Origin of the sequence: Pantoea sp. AG1095 (assembly GCF_003208415.1) — a bacterium.
GTDB lineage: Bacteria > Pseudomonadota > Gammaproteobacteria > Enterobacterales > Enterobacteriaceae > Pantoea > Pantoea leporis.
In genome coordinates this window covers 815002-833200 of record NZ_QKMJ01000001.1, presented here as the reverse complement: position 1 = coordinate 833200, position 18199 = coordinate 815002, and the positions used below count along the sequence as shown (strand labels likewise).

The 18199-nt window shown below is 57.8% G+C and carries 17 protein-coding genes; 7 read left to right on the top strand and 10 right to left on the bottom strand.

The features are described 5' to 3' along the window. Positions 1–75: 75 nt before the first annotated feature. The 4 genes from DEU53_RS04045 to DEU53_RS04025 form a co-directional block, all read right to left on the bottom strand. A complete protein-coding gene (locus tag DEU53_RS04045) occupies positions 76–1458 on the bottom strand; it encodes a Xaa-Pro peptidase family protein (protein ID WP_110866100.1) in 1383 nt (460 codons plus the stop codon). A 590-nt stretch (positions 1459–2048) separates the two neighbouring features. Beyond that, on the bottom strand, positions 2049–3341 hold the full coding sequence (locus DEU53_RS04035; RefSeq protein ID WP_110866099.1) for a sorbosone dehydrogenase family protein: 1293 nt from the start codon (positions 3339–3341) through the stop codon (positions 2049–2051). Continuing rightward, the gene (locus tag DEU53_RS04030; RefSeq protein ID WP_101764462.1) at positions 3338–3760 is read right to left on the bottom strand and encodes a DUF2231 domain-containing protein; all 423 of its coding nucleotides are present in this window, start codon (positions 3758–3760) and stop codon (positions 3338–3340) included. The genes DEU53_RS04035 and DEU53_RS04030 overlap by 4 nt, the downstream gene beginning before the upstream one ends. A 130-nt stretch (positions 3761–3890) precedes the next feature. After that, a complete protein-coding gene (locus DEU53_RS04025) occupies positions 3891–5006 on the bottom strand; it encodes an ABC transporter substrate-binding protein (RefSeq protein WP_110866098.1) in 1116 nt (371 codons plus the stop codon). A gap of 351 nt (positions 5007–5357) precedes the next feature. Here DEU53_RS04025 and DEU53_RS04020 point away from each other — a divergent pair, with 351 nt between their 5' ends. The 6 genes from DEU53_RS04020 (at position 5358) to DEU53_RS03995 (ending at position 11714) form a co-directional block, all read left to right on the top strand. After that, the gene (locus DEU53_RS04020; RefSeq protein WP_225614405.1) at positions 5358–6485 is read left to right on the top strand and encodes a mandelate racemase family protein; all 1128 of its coding nucleotides are present in this window, start codon (positions 5358–5360) and stop codon (positions 6483–6485) included. Between the two features lie 61 nt (positions 6486–6546). Continuing rightward, complete coding sequence (locus DEU53_RS04015) at positions 6547–8178, top strand: ABC transporter substrate-binding protein (protein WP_110866096.1); 1632 nt, start codon at positions 6547–6549, stop codon at positions 8176–8178. Further along, entirely contained in the window at positions 8175–9200 is a 1026-nt protein-coding gene (locus DEU53_RS04010) for an ABC transporter permease (protein ID WP_101764466.1), read from the top strand. The genes DEU53_RS04015 and DEU53_RS04010 overlap by 4 nt, the downstream gene beginning before the upstream one ends. Next, positions 9197–10102, top strand: a complete 906-nt coding sequence (locus DEU53_RS04005) for an ABC transporter permease (RefSeq protein ID WP_101764467.1) — start codon at positions 9197–9199, stop codon at positions 10100–10102. The genes DEU53_RS04010 and DEU53_RS04005 overlap by 4 nt, the downstream gene beginning before the upstream one ends. Next, positions 10074–10940 carry an ABC transporter ATP-binding protein gene (locus DEU53_RS04000; protein WP_110866443.1) on the top strand — a complete coding sequence of 289 codons (867 nt, stop codon included), beginning with the start codon at positions 10074–10076 and terminating at the stop codon, positions 10938–10940. The genes DEU53_RS04005 and DEU53_RS04000 overlap by 29 nt, the downstream gene beginning before the upstream one ends. A gap of 18 nt (positions 10941–10958) precedes the next feature. Next, complete coding sequence (locus tag DEU53_RS03995) at positions 10959–11714, top strand: ABC transporter ATP-binding protein (protein ID WP_110866442.1); 756 nt, start codon at positions 10959–10961, stop codon at positions 11712–11714. Between the two features lie 617 nt (positions 11715–12331). Here the strand turns inward: DEU53_RS03995 and DEU53_RS03990 are convergent. Continuing rightward, complete coding sequence (locus tag DEU53_RS03990; protein ID WP_008110061.1) at positions 12332–12970, bottom strand: RpiB/LacA/LacB family sugar-phosphate isomerase; 639 nt, start codon at positions 12968–12970, stop codon at positions 12332–12334. 128 nt (positions 12971–13098) lie between these two features. Here DEU53_RS03990 and DEU53_RS03985 point away from each other — a divergent pair, with 128 nt between their 5' ends. Continuing rightward, positions 13099–13428: a cupin domain-containing protein gene (locus DEU53_RS03985; RefSeq protein ID WP_101764470.1), complete on the top strand. Its 330-nt coding sequence runs from the start codon at positions 13099–13101 to the stop codon at positions 13426–13428. A 16-nt stretch (positions 13429–13444) separates the two neighbouring features. Here the strand turns inward: DEU53_RS03985 and DEU53_RS03980 are convergent, their stop codons facing one another. The 5 genes from DEU53_RS03980 to DEU53_RS03960 all read right to left on the bottom strand — a co-directional run bounded on the left by DEU53_RS03980 (position 13445) and on the right by DEU53_RS03960 (position 18086). Further along, the gene (locus DEU53_RS03980; RefSeq protein ID WP_110866095.1) at positions 13445–13942 is read right to left on the bottom strand and encodes a protein disulfide oxidoreductase; all 498 of its coding nucleotides are present in this window, start codon (positions 13940–13942) and stop codon (positions 13445–13447) included. After that, on the bottom strand, positions 13939–14661 hold the full coding sequence (locus tag DEU53_RS03975; protein ID WP_110866094.1) for a DsbA family protein: 723 nt from the start codon (positions 14659–14661) through the stop codon (positions 13939–13941). The genes DEU53_RS03980 and DEU53_RS03975 overlap by 4 nt, the downstream gene beginning before the upstream one ends. Further along, entirely contained in the window at positions 14661–16661 is a 2001-nt protein-coding gene (locus DEU53_RS03970) for a protein-disulfide reductase DsbD (protein ID WP_110866093.1), read from the bottom strand. The genes DEU53_RS03975 and DEU53_RS03970 overlap by 1 nt, the downstream gene beginning before the upstream one ends. A 49-nt stretch (positions 16662–16710) precedes the next feature. Beyond that, the gene (locus tag DEU53_RS03965) at positions 16711–17067 is read right to left on the bottom strand and encodes a hypothetical protein (RefSeq protein ID WP_110866092.1); all 357 of its coding nucleotides are present in this window, start codon (positions 17065–17067) and stop codon (positions 16711–16713) included. Positions 17068–17291: 224 nt separating this feature from the next. Beyond that, the gene (locus DEU53_RS03960) at positions 17292–18086 is read right to left on the bottom strand and encodes an SDR family NAD(P)-dependent oxidoreductase (protein ID WP_110866441.1); all 795 of its coding nucleotides are present in this window, start codon (positions 18084–18086) and stop codon (positions 17292–17294) included. Between the last annotated feature and the right edge of the window lie 113 nt (positions 18087–18199).

Genomic DNA, 18199 nt, shown 5'->3' with positions numbered 1-18199 from the left:
CGCTACGGAAGGTGCGCTGATTCGGTACGGCGCTTGACTGATCGGCATTACGCCATTCAGGGCGACCTCACGACATCAACTCACCACGCTTAACGCCTGATCCTTTGCTAAAAAGAACGGCCTTAAATACGCCACGCTATTCGACAGCGGCAAAATTTCATCGCTGAGCTGAATGCCGATGGTTTCCCGCAGATAACGGCGGCGGGTTTCGATGCGCTGCCACAGCGCCGGATAATCAGTACGGATGTCGCTTTGCAGCGCCGCATCGGCCAGCACCACGCACTCTTCGGCGCTGGCACCGTTGTAGCCCGGCACCGACGGGATGATGTCAATTTGCAGCATCATGCCGCTCTTAAGCAATTCGGTGGACTGATGATAAATCGGCGACGACATCCACTCTTCGTCCGCCACCAGATGTCCCGGATTGAGGTGCCAGCCAAAACGGGCCTTCGGCAAAACCTGCTCGATAAGCTGGTACAGCGCACCACCGCTCATGCCGCAGCGAATGTTTTCCAGCCAGGCCACCACGGCTGAGAAATAGGGTTTGGCGATGCGCTCCAGATAATCTTGCTGGCCTGGCGGCAGCTCACTTTGATCGGCAATGACGAAGCCGCTGCGGCTGGAGAGTCCGCCTTTGAAGGCGGTGGTTAGCGAGAGCGGATCGCCGCGCTGCACTTTTTTGTCGGTGGGATAGAGGTTCGCTTTGTCGAAACGGTTGCCGGTGGCGGCGATAGTCACCACCGTGTTGCATTGCCCTTCGGCGTGCAGTAACGCGCCCAATTCTGTTTCACGCACGCCCACCTCGATGGCATTCAGCGCGTCCAGCATGCACTTTGACGAGAGGTTTGCGCCATATTCGTAATGGGCGATTTCATTGGCATTGCAGGTGGTGCGCGCGCCGTTATCGCCAATAAACAAGTGGATGGCATTTTCTAACATGCCGTCATCGCTGAGCGTGCGCTGAATGGCATCGACAATAAAGTACGGCAGATCAAACATCGCACGCCCATTGCCGGCGGCGGGCGTAAACATCTTCCAGCCCACCAGCCCGACTTTATGGCCGTTCGTTAAGCCAGCATCTTTGAAGAGGCTTTCCAGCGGCACTTCATTGTCCATGGGCTGATTGGGAAGCGAGAAGTACGGCGTGTGCAGCAGCGCGGCCGCTGTGCGTGAAAAGCGCGCCATTTTCAGGTTTTCGTTGCCCAGCACCAGCGTGCAAGCTCCGGAGTGATTCAGTAGCAGCAATCCCTCTTCAAAACGCGGGATAAATCCGCTCAGATATTCGAAATTGCCGCCGTGTTCCTTGTCGGCATAGATCACCAGCCAGTCAAAACCCTCGCGCTGCATGCCCGCCAGCAGCGCGTTCTTGCGCTGCACAAGCGTATCATCGGTGAGAAAAACCGGTTCAACGTCGCTAAACGTCATCGGCGCGGTAATCGGCCCGAACGTGATTGCCATGATGCACTTCCTCGCATTACAGAATGAGGTGAGGATAGTCGCGTTTTTAGCGCAGCGGATTTTGATCCACGCGAAAAAAGGCGGAGGGGTGAGCTCCGCCTTGTCTCAAGTTCCAGTCAGTGTGCCTGACCGGTCAGTTGCAAAAGGGCAACGATGATTTGAAGAATGATGCGGACGATGTCCAGCAGCAATCGAACAAGTTCCATCACTTTCCTTCTCCTCTGAGAGGAGCGCGCCTTTCAGCTGCCGGGGCTTTGACTCCACCCGCCGACCGCCTAAGCACAATTGTGAGGAGTGCTGAGCGGCTCTCATTGTAAAAGCCACAGGCCAGCACCACCTGAAACCTGCCGGGATTTAACTATCCGCGCCCCTGGAGTCATCAGAAAAACAATGAGGCTTCGCTCGTCACTCAACACCTGTATAACCATACAGTATTATGGCAAAACTTGAAATATCTCGCCGCACATTTTATTATCGCTGTTGTGAGGAGTGCTGAGCACCCCGTTCGCGGCGCGGTTACCAGCCGTTTAGCGAACATAAAAAAAAGGATTTGGCTTAATGCCAAATCCTTTTTTATTACCTGCGATTAATTATCTGGCGGAACTGATACGCCAAATGGTATTTCCCGCATCATCGGCAATTAATACGCCGCCCTGCCGATCGGTGGCTAAACCAACCGGCAAGCCGCGCACCTGCTTCTGATCGTCGGTGAGGAAACCAGTCACCACCGGCTGTGGTTGTCCCACCGGTTTCCCATTCTCGAATTTCACCCACACCACCTGATAGCCGTTGAGCGGCGTACGGTTCCAGCTGCCGTGTTCGCTGATAAACGCCCCGCCGCGATACTGCGGCATATTATCCGCGCCGTAGAACAACAGACCGAGTGGTGCGACGTGCGAACTCAGGGCGTAATCCGGTTTAATCGCCTTCTCTACCAGATCCGGCCTCTGCGGCTGCGCGCGCTCATCCACGTGCTGGCCATAATAGCTGTACGGCCAGCCGTAAAAGCCTTTGTCCTGCACCGACGTCATGTAATCCGGCACTAAATCAGAACCGATCTCGTCGCGTTCATTCACAATCGCCCACAGCTTGCCGCTCTGCGGCTCCCACTGCAATCCGGTGGGATTGCGCAGGCCGCTGGCATAAATCCGGCTGGCACCGCTGGCCGCATCCACTTCCAGCACCGCCGCACGGCGATACTCCTCGCCAATGCCGTTTTCCGTCACGTTACTGTTCGAACCTACGCCAACGTACAGCTTGCTGCCGTCGGGGCTGGCGAGCAGCGATTTGGTCCAGTGATGATTAATTGGCCCGCCCGGCAGCTCGGTCACTTCCACCGGTGGGGTGCGGATCTCGGTTTGCCCGGTTTCATACGGGAATTTCACCAGGCTATCGGCGTTCGCCACATACAGCGTGTTGCCTACCAGCTGCATACCAAACGGCGCCGTCAGGTTATCGATAAAGCGATGTTGCTCCCATTTGCCGTTAACATTACGCAGCAAGGTAATGCGATTACCGCCCTCGCCGCCCTTGCCAGACGCTTTCTGCACAATGCCCATAATCAGCTGCTTCGGTGCGGTGGTCGGTTTCGGTGTGCCATTGGATTCCGCCACCAGCACATCATTGTTCGGCAGCACCAGCACCTGACGCGGATGCTGCAGATTGTCGGCGATCTTTTCGATCTTTAACCCGTCTGCCACTTTCGGCATTTCACCTGCTTTCCACGGCGTGCCTTCCGGCACCTGCATCGGCGGCATAAAGAAGTTCTGCGCCTGCGGCAGTTCAGGATTCGCACCGATTTGCTTTTGAGGATCGATCAGCGCCCCGTCGTCACAGGCGCTGAGCAGCATCGCGATGGCTATCGCACTGAGTAAGTGTTTCATACGCGACCTCCTTGCGTGCGACGTTCGCGCAACACCAGCTGCACGTTAGCGATCAGCAGCAGCGCCACCACCAGCGTCGACAGCGTGATGCCCAGTGGCACCACCGCGTAAGCATCGCGACTGTGAATAAAGGCGTTCACCACCGCCAGCACGATCGCCAGCAGCGACAGCCAGAAATGGGTTTTCTCGGTCGGCCGCGCGCCACGGAATAAATAAACCAAACTGATTAAACGTGGCAGGATGGCCAGCACCAGACCGATAGTGATCAGCCAACTGGCGGATTTGGTCCACATGATGACGAAGGTTTGCAAATAGAGGATATCGAAAAACCAGGCGGCGACAAAAAAGCCCAGCGGCAACGGTTCCAGCAGCGTATACAACGTCACACCGAACACCGATCTTCCTGAGGTATGAAACATTACTCTCTCCCTTACCGTATTATTGTCAGATGGTGCACGCGTTTCGCTTTTATAAAACAACGTGCAGCCACCTGTGAAATATTAGTAAAGATAAACAGTAACGTTTAACACTTATCTAACACACTCTAACTTAAGACTTATCTGCCGGCAGGCTTACCCAATAACCCGGTTGATACGGCAAAGGCAGAAACTTTTCGTGGAACTCACGGAACGTGGCGTCCGGATCGAGATCGGCAAACAGTTCAGGATGCAGCCACTTCGCCAGCGCCTGAATCGCGACAAACTGATACGGGCTGTCGTAGAACTGATGCCAGATGGCATGCGCGTTACCGTTGTGCGCCACCGGCAGTGTTTTGAAGGCATCACGCATCATTAGCAGGCGTAAACGCGCCGTCGCTTCTTTCACATCCGCACCGGGCCCCACGCCAACCCATTTACCCACGGTGTTGTAGTTTTTCCAGTTCGCGCCTGTCACCACCACCACATCGGGACGGCTGGCGATGATCTGCTCGGGATTGAGTGTGCCGAACGTGCCTGGAATCAACCCTTTGGCGATGTTGCTGCCGCCCGCCAGTTCTACCATCTGACCAAAGTTCTCGTTACCAAACGACATGCAGCACTCGTCGCTGTAGCCGCCAGCACGATCAATCATCACTTTCGGGCGCGTGCCGTTAAAGTTTTTCAGGCGATCGGTTACCTTTTCGATTTGCGCACGGCGGAACGCCACAATCTCTTCGGCGCGCTGCGGATTGTTCACCAACTCGCCCATAATGCGGATGCTTTGCTCAGCATGCTCCATCGGCTTCTCGCGGAAGTCGATAAACACCACCGGCACGCCCACCGCTTGTAACTTCTCGATCAGCTTGCCTTCATCGGTCGCGGCTTTGGATTCGAGGTTCATCAGCACCAAATCGGGCTTCAGCGTCAGCGCCTGTTCGACGTTAAAGGTGCCATCTTTCGCGCCACCAAAGGTCGGCAGCTTTTTGATCTGCGGATATTTCTTTTCATACGCCAGATAGCCGTCGTAGTCAGCTTTATGGAAATCGTCACGCCAGCCCACCACGCGCTGGAACGGCGCAGCGGTATCAAACGCCGCCAGCAAGTACATCTGACGCCCTTCGCCGAGAATGATGCGTTTAGACTCCTCCTTGACCTCGACCTGTCGTCCAGCCACATCGGTAATGGTTTTCGCCGCAGCGTGACCCGTCACCGCCAGTAATCCCAGTGCTATCAGCCATGATTTCATTTAATACACCTAGAATGATAATGATTATTATTTAAATTTCGCGGCGTCACTATTACCTGGCAGACAGGAAATGAAAAGCCCTGGATACACATTTTTTTACATTCCCCGCGCTTTTTCCCGCTGTGCATTCGCTCACAAAACGCCCGTCATTCGTGAAAAACCTCACAGCACACCGGGCAAATGCCCAATTAATCGCCACGCTATCCCGCGCTTTGGCTAATGCGTAAACAAAATGTGAACGCTAAATTACAAAATGAAACGGCGTTTTATTTTTTATGTTAATGCCCAGTTTGGGCAAGCCACTGAGTTGAAGGAGGAGTTACCGTGAAGATCAGTGCCATTGATGTCACCATGTTTAGCTACCCCACGCGACGCGTCTCTGACAGCGCCGGACATTCGCATCCCGGTGCAGAGACCGATGCCCAAATGGCGCTGCTAACGATCACCAGCGAAGATGGCGATTGCGGCTACGCGTTTGCTCCCGCCGAAGTGATTCGTCCGCACGTGGTGAACGCCTTCTTCCGCAAAGTGCTGATTGGGCAAAATGCCTTTGACCGCGAGCGTCTGTGGCAGGATCTGGTGCACTGGCAGCGCGGTAGCGCCCATCAGCTCACCGAACGCGCGTTATCGGCGGTGGAACAGGCGCTGTGGGATTTGATTGGCCGCAAACTCAAGCAGCCGGTGCATAAGCTGCTTGGCGGTTATCGCGAGAAAATCCCCGCTTACGGCAGCACCATGTGCGGCGATGAGCTGGAAGGCGGTTTATCCACGCCCGATGAATACGCGCAGTTTGCCGAAAAACTGGTCGCGCGCGGTTATCAGGCCATCAAACTGCACACCTGGATGCCGCCGGTGTCGTTCGCGCCCAGCACCCAAATGGACATCAAAGCCTGCGCTGCGGTGCGCGAAGCGGTCGGCCCGGACATCGCCCTGATGCTCGACGGCTATCACTGGTACAGCCGCAGCGAGGCGCTCACCATTGGCAAAGCGCTGGAAAAACTCAATTTCGCCTGGTTCGAAGAGCCGATGGAAGAGGAAAGCATGGCGTCATACGCGTGGCTGGCGGAAAACCTCAGCATTGACGTGCTCGGCCCGGAAAGTCTCGGCGGCAAACACCACAGCCGCGCCGATTGGGTGCGCGCTGGTGCCTGCGACATTCTACGCGCTGGCGCTAACGGCGTCGGCGGCATCTCCGCCACCATGAAGGTCGCCAGCCTGGCCGAAGCCTTTGGTATGGATTGCGAAGTACACGGTAACGGTGCCGCCAGCATCGCGGTGGTCGGCGCTATCCGCAACTGCCGCTGGTACGAACGCGGTCTGCTGCATCCGTTCCTCGATTACGAACAGCCGCCGGCCTATCTCAACGCGCTGGTCGATCCCATGGACGCAGAGGGTTTTGTCCATCTGCCAACGCGTCCCGGACTTGGGGAGGACATCAATTTCGCGTGGATTGAGACACACACGCTAAATCGCTGGTAAGCGCCCAACACAAGCAGTACGGCATAAAAACGATAAACCTCTGACCTGCTGGACTTTGCTTATGAACCTGATGAACCCCTGCAGAGCGTGGTGCGCCGCGCTGCTGCTGCTCACCTGTAGCCCATCGTTGCTGGCGGCCACGCCAGACGACCAGCTGATTGTGGGCATGAACATGAATAACCTGCTCACGCTCGACCCCGCCGCCATGACCGGCAACGAAGTGGTCGGCATTGTCGTCAATCTCTATGACGGTTTAGTCGAGTTAGATCCGCAACAGCTCACCAACGTGCGCCCGGCGCTGGCGGAGCGCTGGGAGATCAGCCCCGACAATCGTCAACTCACCTTTCATCTGCGTGACAATGTCACCTTCCACTCCGGCAATCCGCTGAGCAGCGCCGATGTGATCTGGTCGATGCGCCGCGTGCTGCACCTGAATCTGGCGCAGGCCTCGGTATGGAAATCTTACGGCTTCAGCAAAGAGAACGTGGATCAGATGATCAGCGCGCCGGATGCGCGCACGGTAGTGATTCGCCTGCCCAAGCCTAACGATCCCAAGCTGGTGCTCTATTCGCTGGCGGCGCTCGGCAGCATGGTGGTACTCGACAGCAAAACCGTGCAGGCGCAGGCGGTGAATAACGACTGGGGCAATCGCTGGCTCACCACCCACGAAGCGGGTTCCGGACCGTTCCGCCTGGATGTGTGGCAGGCCAAAGATGTGCTGCGCATCAGCCGCGATGCCCACTACTGGCGCGGTGCGCCGAAGCTGACGCGTGTGGTGTTCCGTCATCTGCAGGAGTCGCAAACCTTGCGTCTGATGATGGAGAAAGGCGATCTCGATGTTGCCAGCAACATGGCGATCCCCGATGTAAAAGCGCTGCGCCACGATCCCGATCTCACCATCGACGCGGTACCAAAAGGCACGATTTATTACCTGGCGATGAGCATGAAGGACGATCACTTCGCCCATCCGCAGGTACGCGAAGCGCTGCGTTATCTGGTGGATTATCAGGGGATTAACAAAACGCTGATGGCCGGTTACGGCACGCTGCATCAGCGGCCAATTCAAGCCGGCATGCCGGCAACGCTGCCCGATCCTGGCTACAAGCTGGATGTGCCGCGCGCCAAAGCCTTGCTGGCCGCCGCCGGTTATCCCAACGGGTTTGATACCACGCTGCGCGTGCTGGCCGATCAGCCGTTCCTCAATGTCGCGATTGCGATTCAGTCCACGCTGATGCAGGGCGGCATTCGCGCCAAAATCATCACCGGCACCGGTAACCAGATTTACGGTGCGATGCGCGATCGTCAGTTCAATCTGCTGGTCGGGCGCGGCGGCAGCGGCGTGGAGCCGCATCCGCACTCCAGCCTGCGCGCGCTGGTGTACAACCCCAATAACGCCGACAGCGCGCGCCTCACCAATTTTCAGGGCTGGCGCACCGGTTTTTATGACGCGCAGCTGAACAGCATGATCGATAAAGCGCTGCTGGAGCGCGATGTAAAACAGCAGCAGCAGGATTACTTCGCTATCCAGCAGCGCTACGACCAGCTGATTCCAGCGCTAATGCCGATCTCGCAAATGACCGATTCGGTGGTGGTGAACAATCGGGTGCAGGATTACGTGCCGCATCCATCGGCCACCACTTTCCTGCGTGACGTATGGAAAACGCCAGACAGCCTGGCGGGAGGTGCGCAATGAAGCTGACAAAAAGCCACTGGCGGCGCCTGCGTAGCCGCACCGTTCAGGTGGCGATCACGCTGTTTGGCCTGCTGTTGCTGACCTTCTTTATTGGTCGTGTGATGCCGCTCGATCCGGTGCTAGCGATTGTCGGGCCGGATGCCGATCACAACACCTATCAGCAGGTTTATCACCAACTCGGCTTCGATAAACCGCTGTGGGTGCAGTTTGGTATCTATTTGCAAGGCCTGCTGCACGGCAACCTTGGGCTGGCGCTACTGACCGGGCAGCCGGTGATCAACGATATCCTGCGCGTCTTCCCGGCCACGGTGGAACTGGCGACGCTGGCGATTGTGATTGGTACCGGCCTCGGCGTCCCGCTGGGCGTGTGGGCCGCCGCACGCCGCAACAGCGTGATTGACTATCTGGTGCGCATCATCAGCCTGGCGGGTTACTCCACGCCGATTTTCTGGGTGGGCATGGTGGGTCTGCTGCTGTTTTATGCCCATCTCGGCTGGGTCGGCGGCGCGGGCCGTGTGGATTTCAGTCTCGATGGCATTGTGCCGCGTCGCACCGGTTTTCTGCTGATCGATGCCTTGCTGGTGGGCGACTTCACGGTGTTCAGCAATGCGCTCAATCATCTGATTCTGCCTGCGTCCCTGCTCGGCTTTCACTCGCTGGCTTACATCAGCCGCATGACGCGCAGCTTTATGCTGGCGCAACTGTCGCAGGAGTTCATTTTGACGGCGCGGGTGAAAGGACTCAGCGAATGGCAGGTGATTTGGCAGCACGCGTTCCGCAATATTCTGGTGCAGCTGCTCACGGTGGTGGCGCTGGCGTACGGCTCGCTGCTGGAAGGCGCGGTGCTGATTGAAACCGTGTTCTCATGGCCCGGTTTTGGGTCCTATCTCACCGGCAGTTTGATGCTCGGCGATATGAATGCGGTGATGGGCTGCGTGCTGGTGGTCGGCCTGATATTCGTGCTGCTCAATCTTCTCTCTGACCTGCTCTATCAGGTGTTCGATCCGAGGACCAAAGTATGACGATTTCTCTCGATACGCCGTTAGCCAGCCAGACGCGCGAACGGCTGGCGCGCTGTCGCCGCACCGGCGCGCGCATCGGCCATTTTCTCGGGCAAATGGCGCGCAACCCGCTAACCGCGATTGGCGGCGGCATCATTTTACTGCTGCTGGTGGTGGCGCTGTTCGCACCCTGGATCGCGCCCTACCATCCGCTGATTCAGGATCTCAACAACGCGCTGACGCCGCCCAACGCGCAGCACTGGTTTGGCACCGATGAGTTTGGCCGCGACATCTTCAGCCGTCTGGTGTGGGGCGCGCGCATCACGCTGTATATCGTGCTGCTGGTGTCGATCACCGTGGGTCCGCTGGGCTTGCTGCTCGGCGTCACCGCCGGTTACTTCGGCGGCAAAGTGGATAGCGTGTTGATGCGCGTCACTGACATCTTCATCTCCTTTCCTAGCCTGGTGCTGGCGCTGGCGTTTGTCGCCGCGCTCGGTCCAGGGCTGGAACATGTGGTGATCGCCATTACCCTTACCGCCTGGCCGCCGATTGCCCGACTGGCGCGCGCCGAAGCGCTGTCGCTGCGTCAGGCCGATTTTGTCTCCGCGGTGCGCTTACAGGGCGCCTCGTCACTGCGCATTTTGTGGAAACACATTGTGCCGCTGTGCCTGCCTTCGGTGATTATCCGCATCACCATGAATATGGCGGGCATCATTCTCACCGCTGCCGGACTCGGTTTTCTCGGTTTGGGCGCGCAGCCGCCGGATCCGGAATGGGGCGCGATGATCGCCAGCGGCCGCACATACATGCTGGAGTGTTGGTGGGTGGTGACGGTGCCAGGTCTGGCGATTCTGATCAACAGCTTAGCGTTCAACTTCTTAGGAGATGGCTTACGTGACATCCTCGATCCCCGCAGCGAATAGCGCTGCACCGTTGCTCGACGTGCAGGATTTACAGGTCAATTTCGTCAATGGCCGGCTGGTGACGCCCGCCGTGCGCGGCATCTCCTTCCAGTTGGGCAAGGAGAAACTGGCGATTGTGGGTGAATCCGGTTCCGGCAAATCCACCGTTGGCCGCGCGCTGTTACAGCTGCATCCACGCAGCGCGCAGGTCACGGCACAGCGCATGCAGTTTGATGACGTGGACCTGCTGCGTGCCACGCCGGCGCAGATGCGCGCCATTCGCGGCAAGCGCATCTCCATGATTATGCAGGATCCGAAATACTCGCTGAATCCGGTGGTGCGCGTGGGTGAGCAGATTGCTGAAGCCTGGCGCAGTCATCATCCCGGCCAGCGCGAGGTTGCGCGGCAGCGGGCGATGGAGATGCTCGACGTGGTGCAGGTGCGCGATCCGGGCCGCATCTATCAATGTTATCCGCACGAAATTTCCGGTGGTCAGGGCCAGCGCGTGATGATCGCCATGATGCTGATTACCGATCCCGAGCTGCTGATTGCCGACGAACCCACTTCGGCGCTGGATGTTTCGGTGCGTTTGCAGGTGCTGGCGCTGCTGGATGATTTGGTGAAACAGCGTGGTCTGGGGCTGATTTTTATCAGTCACGACATCAATCTGGTGCGGCGTTTCTGTGACCGCGTGCTGGTGATGTATGCCGGGCGCGTGGTGGAGTCGCTGGCGGCCAGCGAACTCGATCAGGCGCAGCATCCCTATACGCAAGGCCTCCTCGCTGCACTGCCCGATATGGATCAGCGTCGAGCGCGTCTGCCGGTGCTGCAACGTCAGGCCAGCTGGCTGCAACCCTAAGGAGCAATGATGAACGAGATGATCCGCGTGAGTAATCTCAACCTCAGTTTTGGTGAGGAGGAGCGACGTAATCAGGTGCTGTTCGACGTCAATTTGTCGATTCATCAGGGTGAAATCTTTGGCCTGGTTGGCGAATCCGGATCGGGCAAAACCACGGTGCTGAAGTGCCTCGCCGGGCTGTTCACCCACTGGCACGGCGAGCTGGCGATTGATGGCGTGCCGCTGGCGCATCGCATCGCGCGCGAGCGCTGCCGCAGCGTGCAGATGGTGTTTCAGGATCCGTACGGATCGCTGCATCCACGCCACACCATCGGCGATATTCTCGAGGAGCCGCTGCAGATTCACGGCATCGGCCAGCGTCAGCAGCGCGTTATCGCCATGCTGGAGAAAGTTGGCCTCAATCGCGCGTGGCAAACCCGCTATCCGCACCAACTTTCTGGCGGTCAGCGCCAGCGCGTTGCCATCGCCCGCGCGCTGATTCTCGAACCGCGCGTATTGCTACTGGATGAACCGACCTCGGCGCTGGATGTCTCGGTGCAAGCGGAGATCCTCAATCTGCTTAGTGATCTGCAGCAGCAGGAGAAGCTGACCTACCTGATGGTGACGCACGATCTCGGCGTGGTGGCGCATCTGTGCCATCGCGTGGCGGTGATGCAACATGGCAAAGTGCTGGAGACGCTGGATGTCGATGCGCTGGTGCATAACCGCGCGCAGGTGGCGTATACGCAGATGCTGGTGGATGCGAGCCGGCAGGATAACGGGGTTTTAGCGTAGGGTCGCCATTTATGGCGTAATCCTTACTGATAAGAAAGCATTTTGCTTTAAACCTGTTGCGGGCTCTGACACATCTGCTGCGTCAGCGCCTCTAACCTATGAGCCCTTTTCAACAACACGCACTGAAGTTTAAGCAGGCCGGGGCCACTTTTGGGCCGGCAATCCGCAGCGCTGAACGAAGCGAGGAAGCCAGGAGAGCCCGCAGGACGCGGGCGAAAAGCGGAGTCGGGACAAGGATGTCCCGTCTACGCCGGTCCGTCAGGCAGACGAGCGAAGTGAAGGTACCGCGATAGCGGCGCGAGGACCGCAGGACCAAAAGTGGCACCGGCCTGCGTACTCGTCACTGGTTTAACTGACATGCATTACGTCGTCTGTGGTGACTTAAATGAACAATTGAGACGTCTGCAACGGTTGGTCGGTAGGATCAATACGCGTGACTGTTGAATCGAAGGGATACCAAAGTCGAGTGCTTCACTGACTCTGAAGCTGCCTAACTCTTAGCGTTTTCTCCGATATTTTTTCCGACATTTCCTCCGACATTTTGATGCCAGAGTGCAAATGAAGAAGGACATAAACAACAAAGCCAGGTTTCCCTGGCTTCGCTCAAACCGTTTTGATTACTGCGTCAGTTCACGCACAAAACCCACGATCTCCTGATTCTGCCCATGTTCAAACAGGCAATGCTGCAGGCGCGGGCCGCTCACTGCGGTTTTCACCAGCTCAGGATCGATGGCGCGCAGTGAATCAAGGTAATTCTCTTTCAGCAGCGCCGCTTTCACTTCGTTCAGAATGCCGGCATTACGCACCTGCGGCTCTTTGCGCTCTGGCGGATAGCCGTGCCCTTTTTCACCGGTAAAGGCTTTTTCGAAAATAAAGCGCAGGTTTAGTTCCGCGCCCCAGCCGAAGCCTTTGGCGAACGGCAGCGACAGCGCATTGCCGTTGTTGATTTGCGCAAAAAGGTAAGCATCCGCCGGATCGATGCAGTAGCCGCACACCACGCCGGGATGCAGGTTGAGCGACATCAACGCGCCTTGGCCGGTACCGCAACCGGCCACCACGAAGTCCACCGCTTTGCTGTTAAGCAGTACGTTGGCCATGATGCCGAGGTGAATATAGGTAAGATGGTGATCCTGTTCGTCGCTCATACCGACGTTAAACACCTGATGCCCGAGCGGTTGCGCCACAGACTGAAGCTCTTTCAACACCGTTGCGTTCTTCGCAGCCTGGCTGTTTTCCATCATCAAAGCGATTTTCATGATCCATCCTCAGATTAAATTGAAACACCGTTTCATTTTAATCAAAGAACGTTAAAATGCAGCCTTTAAATGCCTTTTTGACTGTGAGTTAAGTCACATATTGACGATGCAACCTGCAAGGAGAAATCATGTTTATCTTTAAAAGCGCAACCCGACTGGACGATTTAGGCAACGGCGTAACGCGCCGAATACTGGCGCACGGCGGCACCCTGATGGCGGTGGAAGTCACCTTTAAGCAGGGTGCTGTCGGTCCGCTGCATCACCATCCGCATGAGCAGCTCACCTACGTGCTGTCCGGACGTTTTGCCTTCACCATTGATGGCGTTACCAAAGAAGTGAGCGCCGGCGATACGCTGTATAAAGCGCCGAACATTGTGCACGGTTGTGTGTGTCTGGAAGCGGGCGTATTGCTGGATACCTTTACGCCGCAACGCGAGGATTTTCTGGCGGCACCTTAAAGTGCCGCCAGAACGATTAGCGGGAAGCCCACCAAAGTCGCAGTTTCAGCCCCCAACCGCTGGTCCAGCCGCTGCTGGTGCTGATGACTTTGCCCTGATGCAGCACGATAAAGGTCGGCGTGGCGTTGATATCCCAGCGCTGGCCGATCGCCCCGCTCTCATCATTGATCGCCACGCCTTGCAGCCCTTTCTTCTCCAGCCAGGTTGCCACGCGCGCGTCACTGCCGGAACGCAGCGCCACGCTCACCACCTTGTCACCTTCCTGACTCATCGCCGCCACGGTTGGCGTGGTGAGTTTGCACACCCCACACCAGGTTGCCCAGACGTACACCAGCAGTGGCCGTTCCTGACTGAGTTCCGCCAGATTCACCTCACCTTGCAGCGAGGTCAGCGGTTGTTGCGCCAGGTCGGCAGGCAGCTGCGGTGCCCGCAGCCAATCCATGCCCCACAGCGCAGCCGCGACAATCAGCACCAGCAGCAGTGCCTCACGCAGCCAGCGCTTTAATCGACTCATTGCTTCGCCTGCAGCGCGCCTTTCACTGCCGCTTCCAGCTGCTCATATGGCACCGCGCCGCTGATCATCTGGTCGCCCACCAGCGTGGCTGGCGTGCCCTGAACGCCGAGCTGCTGCGCCAGCGTCAGGTTGCTGTTGATGGTATCGAGGCTCACTTTGCTTGGCTCTTTCAGCTTGATGCCGGTTTTCTCCAGCGCCGCGTCGATGCTGGCGTTATCGTGATTGCCCTTTTTCGCCATCAAACGCTCATGCAGCTTTAGGAAGTTTTTCGGCTGCTGCTCCCACACGGTGAGCGCCAGACGCGCCGAGGTGAGAGAGGTTTCAGCACGGTACGGCAGCGGTTTGATCACCACCGCTACCTGCGGATAAGCCTTAATCAGTTTTTCGATATCGGCTTCAAACTTCTTGCAGAACACGCAGTTGTAATCGGTGAAATAGACCAGCGTCAGCGCCGGTTTTTCAGCGCCAATGCGCGGTGAACCGGCGTCGTTGAACAGCGCATCGTGGTTTTTCTTCACCATCTGCGCCACTACGTTTTGCTGCTGTTGCGCTGCTTCTTTATCAAAGGCATCAGCGGCTTCCGCCAGAATCGACGGATTCTGCACCAGGGTTTCACGGATCAATTCTTTGATGCGCGCTTCCTGCTCAGGCGTAAAAGGCGCGGCCGCCAGTGCAGGCATGGCAAGGAACATCAGTGGCAGTAACAGGGATTTCTTCATTATTTTTTCGCCTCAGAGAGAGTGGAGATCACCGCTTCACGACTCAGCAGCGGTGACAAAATCTGGCCTTGCGGCAGTGCCGGGCCATAAATTTGGTTAAAAGGGATCGCCACGCGGTCGCGGCGGCGCAGGAATTCACCAATGGCGGGATCGGGCTGCGTCCAGTCGCCGCGCAGCAGTACCACATCATCGGCTTTGAGCGCAGCACGCACATCGGGCTGATTCAGGACGCGAGATTTATTCACTTTACAGGTGATGCACCAGTCGGCGGTGACATCGACAAACACCCGTTTATCCTGCTCGAGTGCCTGATGGATCGCCGCTTCGGTCAATGGCTGCCAGTGCAGCGTCTCCTCTTCCGGCGAGATACGCGTCATCAGGAACAGCGCTCCGGCCAGCGTCAGGGTGATAAACACCACGCCCGCCTGCTGCAGCGCGCGACGTTTCACCAGCCAGCCACACAACACCACGAGTAACACGCCCGCCAGCACCAGCGCGAAGGTGCTGCCCCAATGCGGCACCAGCAACGTCACCAGCCAGAAGGTGGCGAGCAGCATCAACAGGCCGAGCACGCTGCGCAGATGCAGCATCCAGCGCCCCGGACGCGGCAGGCAGCGCGCCATGCCCGGTAACGCCGCCACCAGCAGCCACGGCAAACTCATGCCAACGCCGAGCGCGACAAACAGCAGCCATAGCTGCGGCAGCGGTGCCGTCAGCGCATAAGCCACCGCCGTACCGAGAAACGGCGCGCTGCACGGCGTGGCCAGCAAGGTGGCAAACGCGCCCTGGCCGAAGTGGCCGAGCAAGCCGTCGCCGCCCTGCGTCGCCAGTTTGGTATTCAAACCCGACGGCAAGCGGAAATGCAGCAGATCAAACAGGCTGGCGCTAAACAGGAACATCACCAGCACCATCACCAGCAGGAAGCCGCTGCTCTGGAACTGAATGCCCCAGCCCAGCGCCTGACCGCTGAGTCGCAGTCCCGTCATCAGCAGCGCCAATAGCAGGAAGGAGAAAATGATTCCAGCGCTGGAGGCGAGAAACTGCTGGCGCGTCTGACGCTGCGTTTGCCCTTGCTGCTGCACCAGGCTGCTGAGCTTGATCGCCAGCACTGGCAACACACACGGCATCAGGTTGAGGATCAAGCCGCCGAGCAGCGCCAGCAGCAACACCGACCATAAGGTTTGCGCCGCACCGCCGGACACCAGCGTTTCCGCGCCGATATTTATCGCGCTTTGCTGCGCAATGCCAGCATCCGCAACCACCAGCGACAGCGTTTTGCCGCGCAGATCCGGTGCCGCTTCGCCCCATTCATCGGTGACCGCTACGCGCGCGCTGAGCGTGTCGCCATTCACACGGATCGTCGGTGCCGCCAGCATGCTGCCCGGTGGATAATCGAAGAACAGTTCAGGTTGTTGCCAGCCGCCCTGACGCTGTGCGCGGATCTGCAATTCGCCATTTACAAAGCTGGCGTCGAGTTGATCGGTTAAGCCGCTAGCCGCCGGGATGCGCCCCATCGCCTCGGCGAAATCGCGGGCAAAATCGGCGTCTGCGGGCTGGGTCAGATCGAGGCTGAACGGGAAGTCGGTGAGGATACAAACGTCGCTACAGGTTGAGAGCGTCAACGTTCCCGCAAGTTGCTGGCTCGACAGTTTCGCGAGCTCGATCGGCAGCGTGATATCGCCTTTATAGCCTTGCGTGGTCAAGCCGCTGACGTCAAAACGCTCGGGCGCGGGCCAGAACCATTGCGCCTTGACCGCCGGGGTTTGCCAGCGGATTTCCGGCGCAACGCCGCCTTCGCCAGGCGTGCGCCAGTAGGTTTTCCAGCCGGGTTGCAGGCGAATATCCAGCAGCAGTTGCTGATTATCGTTGTGGCTGGCGCTGCGCAGGCGCACTTCGGCGTGGCTGTTTTGCGCATTGCGCAGCCAGCCGGTGTCTGCCGCCTGCGCAGTGATTGCGCAGCTCGCCAGCAGGAGCAGCAGGCTCCTGATCAATACAGTCATGTGAATTCTCCAGTGAATAACAGGGTTTACGCGATGTAACGCGCAGGTGTTATTCCCGGAAGACGCAAAAGGTCAGATGCCGCCGTCGCAGAGGCGGAAACAGCGGTGCGCGGCGATAGCCGACGCAAGTGGTAGTTTGTGTGAAAGTGGCGATCAGTGCCAGCAGCAACAGCAGGAAAGGCAATGCGGTATCAAAGATTGGCGCGGCGGCACTCAGCGATTTGGCGCTTAGCGCACAGGGTTTTTCGCTGCCGCTGGCATCATCACTGATGTTGGTGTGCGCGGACGCGCTGACCTGCGCTAAAGGTGCGGAAGGCAAATTGAAGCTGCGCTGGACGAGACAAAACGCCAGCACCAGACAAACCAGTGCCAGAATCCATTTTGCGCGTGTTAGCGATATCGTCATGCCGCAGCCTCAGAGAAAAGTGCGGACATTTTAAGCATCTGCAGCAGAAACACCAAGCTTTGCTGTGTAAACTTTTGTCTTTGTGGTGCTCAACCCAGATCCAGGATCGTAGCGGCGCGATTTATCGCGCATCTCAACGAAGGCATATTACCCACCTAAACACGACGCAATAAATGGCGCCGCTACGATGATTGCGGCCATCAAAATTTTATCGTTACACGGCGTTAAACAATATCATCCACCACGCCACCATCGACGCGCAGCGCGGCACCGGACGTCGCCGACGCCTGTTTCGAGCAAACATACACCACCATATTCGCCACCTCTTCCACCGTGGCGGCGCGTTGGATCACCGAACTTGGCCGCTGCGCCATCACAAACTCTTTCGCCAGCTCTTCCAGCGGCTTACCGGTGCGCTTCACCTCATCTTCCATCATCGCGGCAAAGCCATCAGAGAGCGTTGGGCCCGGCAACACGCTGTTTACCGTCACGCCGCTGCCCGCCACCACTTTTGCCAGACCGCGCGCCAGCGATAGCTGCGCCGTTTTACTCACGCCGTAATGCAGCATATCGGCGGGAATGTTCAAGGCTGATTCCGAGGAGATAAACACCACGCGGCCCCAACCACGCTGCACCATCTCCGGCAATAAAGCCCGCGACAGGCGCACGCCGGACATCACGTTGGTTTGCCAATAGGCGTCCCAGGTGTCGTCATCCACTTCATAAAAATCCTGCGGACCGTAAATCCCGGCGTTATTCACCAGAATATCGATCGGCGGCAAGCCGTTAAGCAGTTGCTTAACGCCCTGTGCACTGCCGAGATCGGCGATAAAGGTGTGAATTTTGGCCCCCGCCACTACGCCGTTAAGCTTCTCCCGCGCACGACTCACCGATGCTTCGCTGCGCCCGTTCAGCACCACTTCCGCGCCGCTGGCCGCCAGACCTTGTGCAATGGCAAAACCGATACCGCCAGTTGATGCGGTAACTAAGGCTGTTTTTCCGTGTAAATCGATATTCATCATGCTTTCCTCTGTGAGCGTAATCACAAAGCCTGGTTCAGGCAGGAGAAGATGCATTGACGAATCATGCGATGGTGCTGTCGGCCACAGGGCTGATGTGCGATCACCCTGCT

What these genes read in the sequence shown, in the direction of transcription:
- DEU53_RS04045 (WP_110866100.1), bottom strand. Translation starts at nt 1,458, where the DNA reads ATGGCAATCACGTTCGGGCCGATTACCGCGCCGATGACGTTTAGCGAC.
- DEU53_RS04035 (WP_110866099.1), bottom strand. Translation starts at nt 3,341, where the DNA reads ATGAAACACTTACTCAGTGCGATAGCCATCGCGATGCTGCTCAGCGCC.
- DEU53_RS04030 (WP_101764462.1), bottom strand. Translation starts at nt 3,760, where the DNA reads ATGTTTCATACCTCAGGAAGATCGGTGTTCGGTGTGACGTTGTATACG.
- DEU53_RS04025 (WP_110866098.1), bottom strand. Translation starts at nt 5,006, where the DNA reads ATGAAATCATGGCTGATAGCACTGGGATTACTGGCGGTGACGGGTCAC.
- DEU53_RS04020 (WP_225614405.1), top strand. Translation starts at nt 5,358, where the DNA reads ATGTTTAGCTACCCCACGCGACGCGTCTCTGACAGCGCCGGACATTCG.
- DEU53_RS04015 (WP_110866096.1), top strand. Translation starts at nt 6,547, where the DNA reads ATGAACCTGATGAACCCCTGCAGAGCGTGGTGCGCCGCGCTGCTGCTG.
- DEU53_RS04010 (WP_101764466.1), top strand. Translation starts at nt 8,175, where the DNA reads ATGAAGCTGACAAAAAGCCACTGGCGGCGCCTGCGTAGCCGCACCGTT.
- DEU53_RS04005 (WP_101764467.1), top strand. Translation starts at nt 9,197, where the DNA reads ATGACGATTTCTCTCGATACGCCGTTAGCCAGCCAGACGCGCGAACGG.
- DEU53_RS03995 (WP_110866442.1), top strand. Translation starts at nt 10,959, where the DNA reads ATGATCCGCGTGAGTAATCTCAACCTCAGTTTTGGTGAGGAGGAGCGA.
- DEU53_RS03990 (WP_008110061.1), bottom strand. Translation starts at nt 12,970, where the DNA reads ATGAAAATCGCTTTGATGATGGAAAACAGCCAGGCTGCGAAGAACGCA.
- DEU53_RS03985 (WP_101764470.1), top strand. Translation starts at nt 13,099, where the DNA reads ATGTTTATCTTTAAAAGCGCAACCCGACTGGACGATTTAGGCAACGGC.
- DEU53_RS03980 (WP_110866095.1), bottom strand. Translation starts at nt 13,942, where the DNA reads ATGAGTCGATTAAAGCGCTGGCTGCGTGAGGCACTGCTGCTGGTGCTG.
- DEU53_RS03975 (WP_110866094.1), bottom strand. Translation starts at nt 14,661, where the DNA reads ATGAAGAAATCCCTGTTACTGCCACTGATGTTCCTTGCCATGCCTGCA.
- DEU53_RS03970 (WP_110866093.1), bottom strand. Translation starts at nt 16,661, where the DNA reads ATGACTGTATTGATCAGGAGCCTGCTGCTCCTGCTGGCGAGCTGCGCA.
- DEU53_RS03965 (WP_110866092.1), bottom strand. Translation starts at nt 17,067, where the DNA reads ATGACGATATCGCTAACACGCGCAAAATGGATTCTGGCACTGGTTTGT.
- DEU53_RS03960 (WP_110866441.1), bottom strand. Translation starts at nt 18,086, where the DNA reads ATGAATATCGATTTACACGGAAAAACAGCCTTAGTTACCGCATCAACT.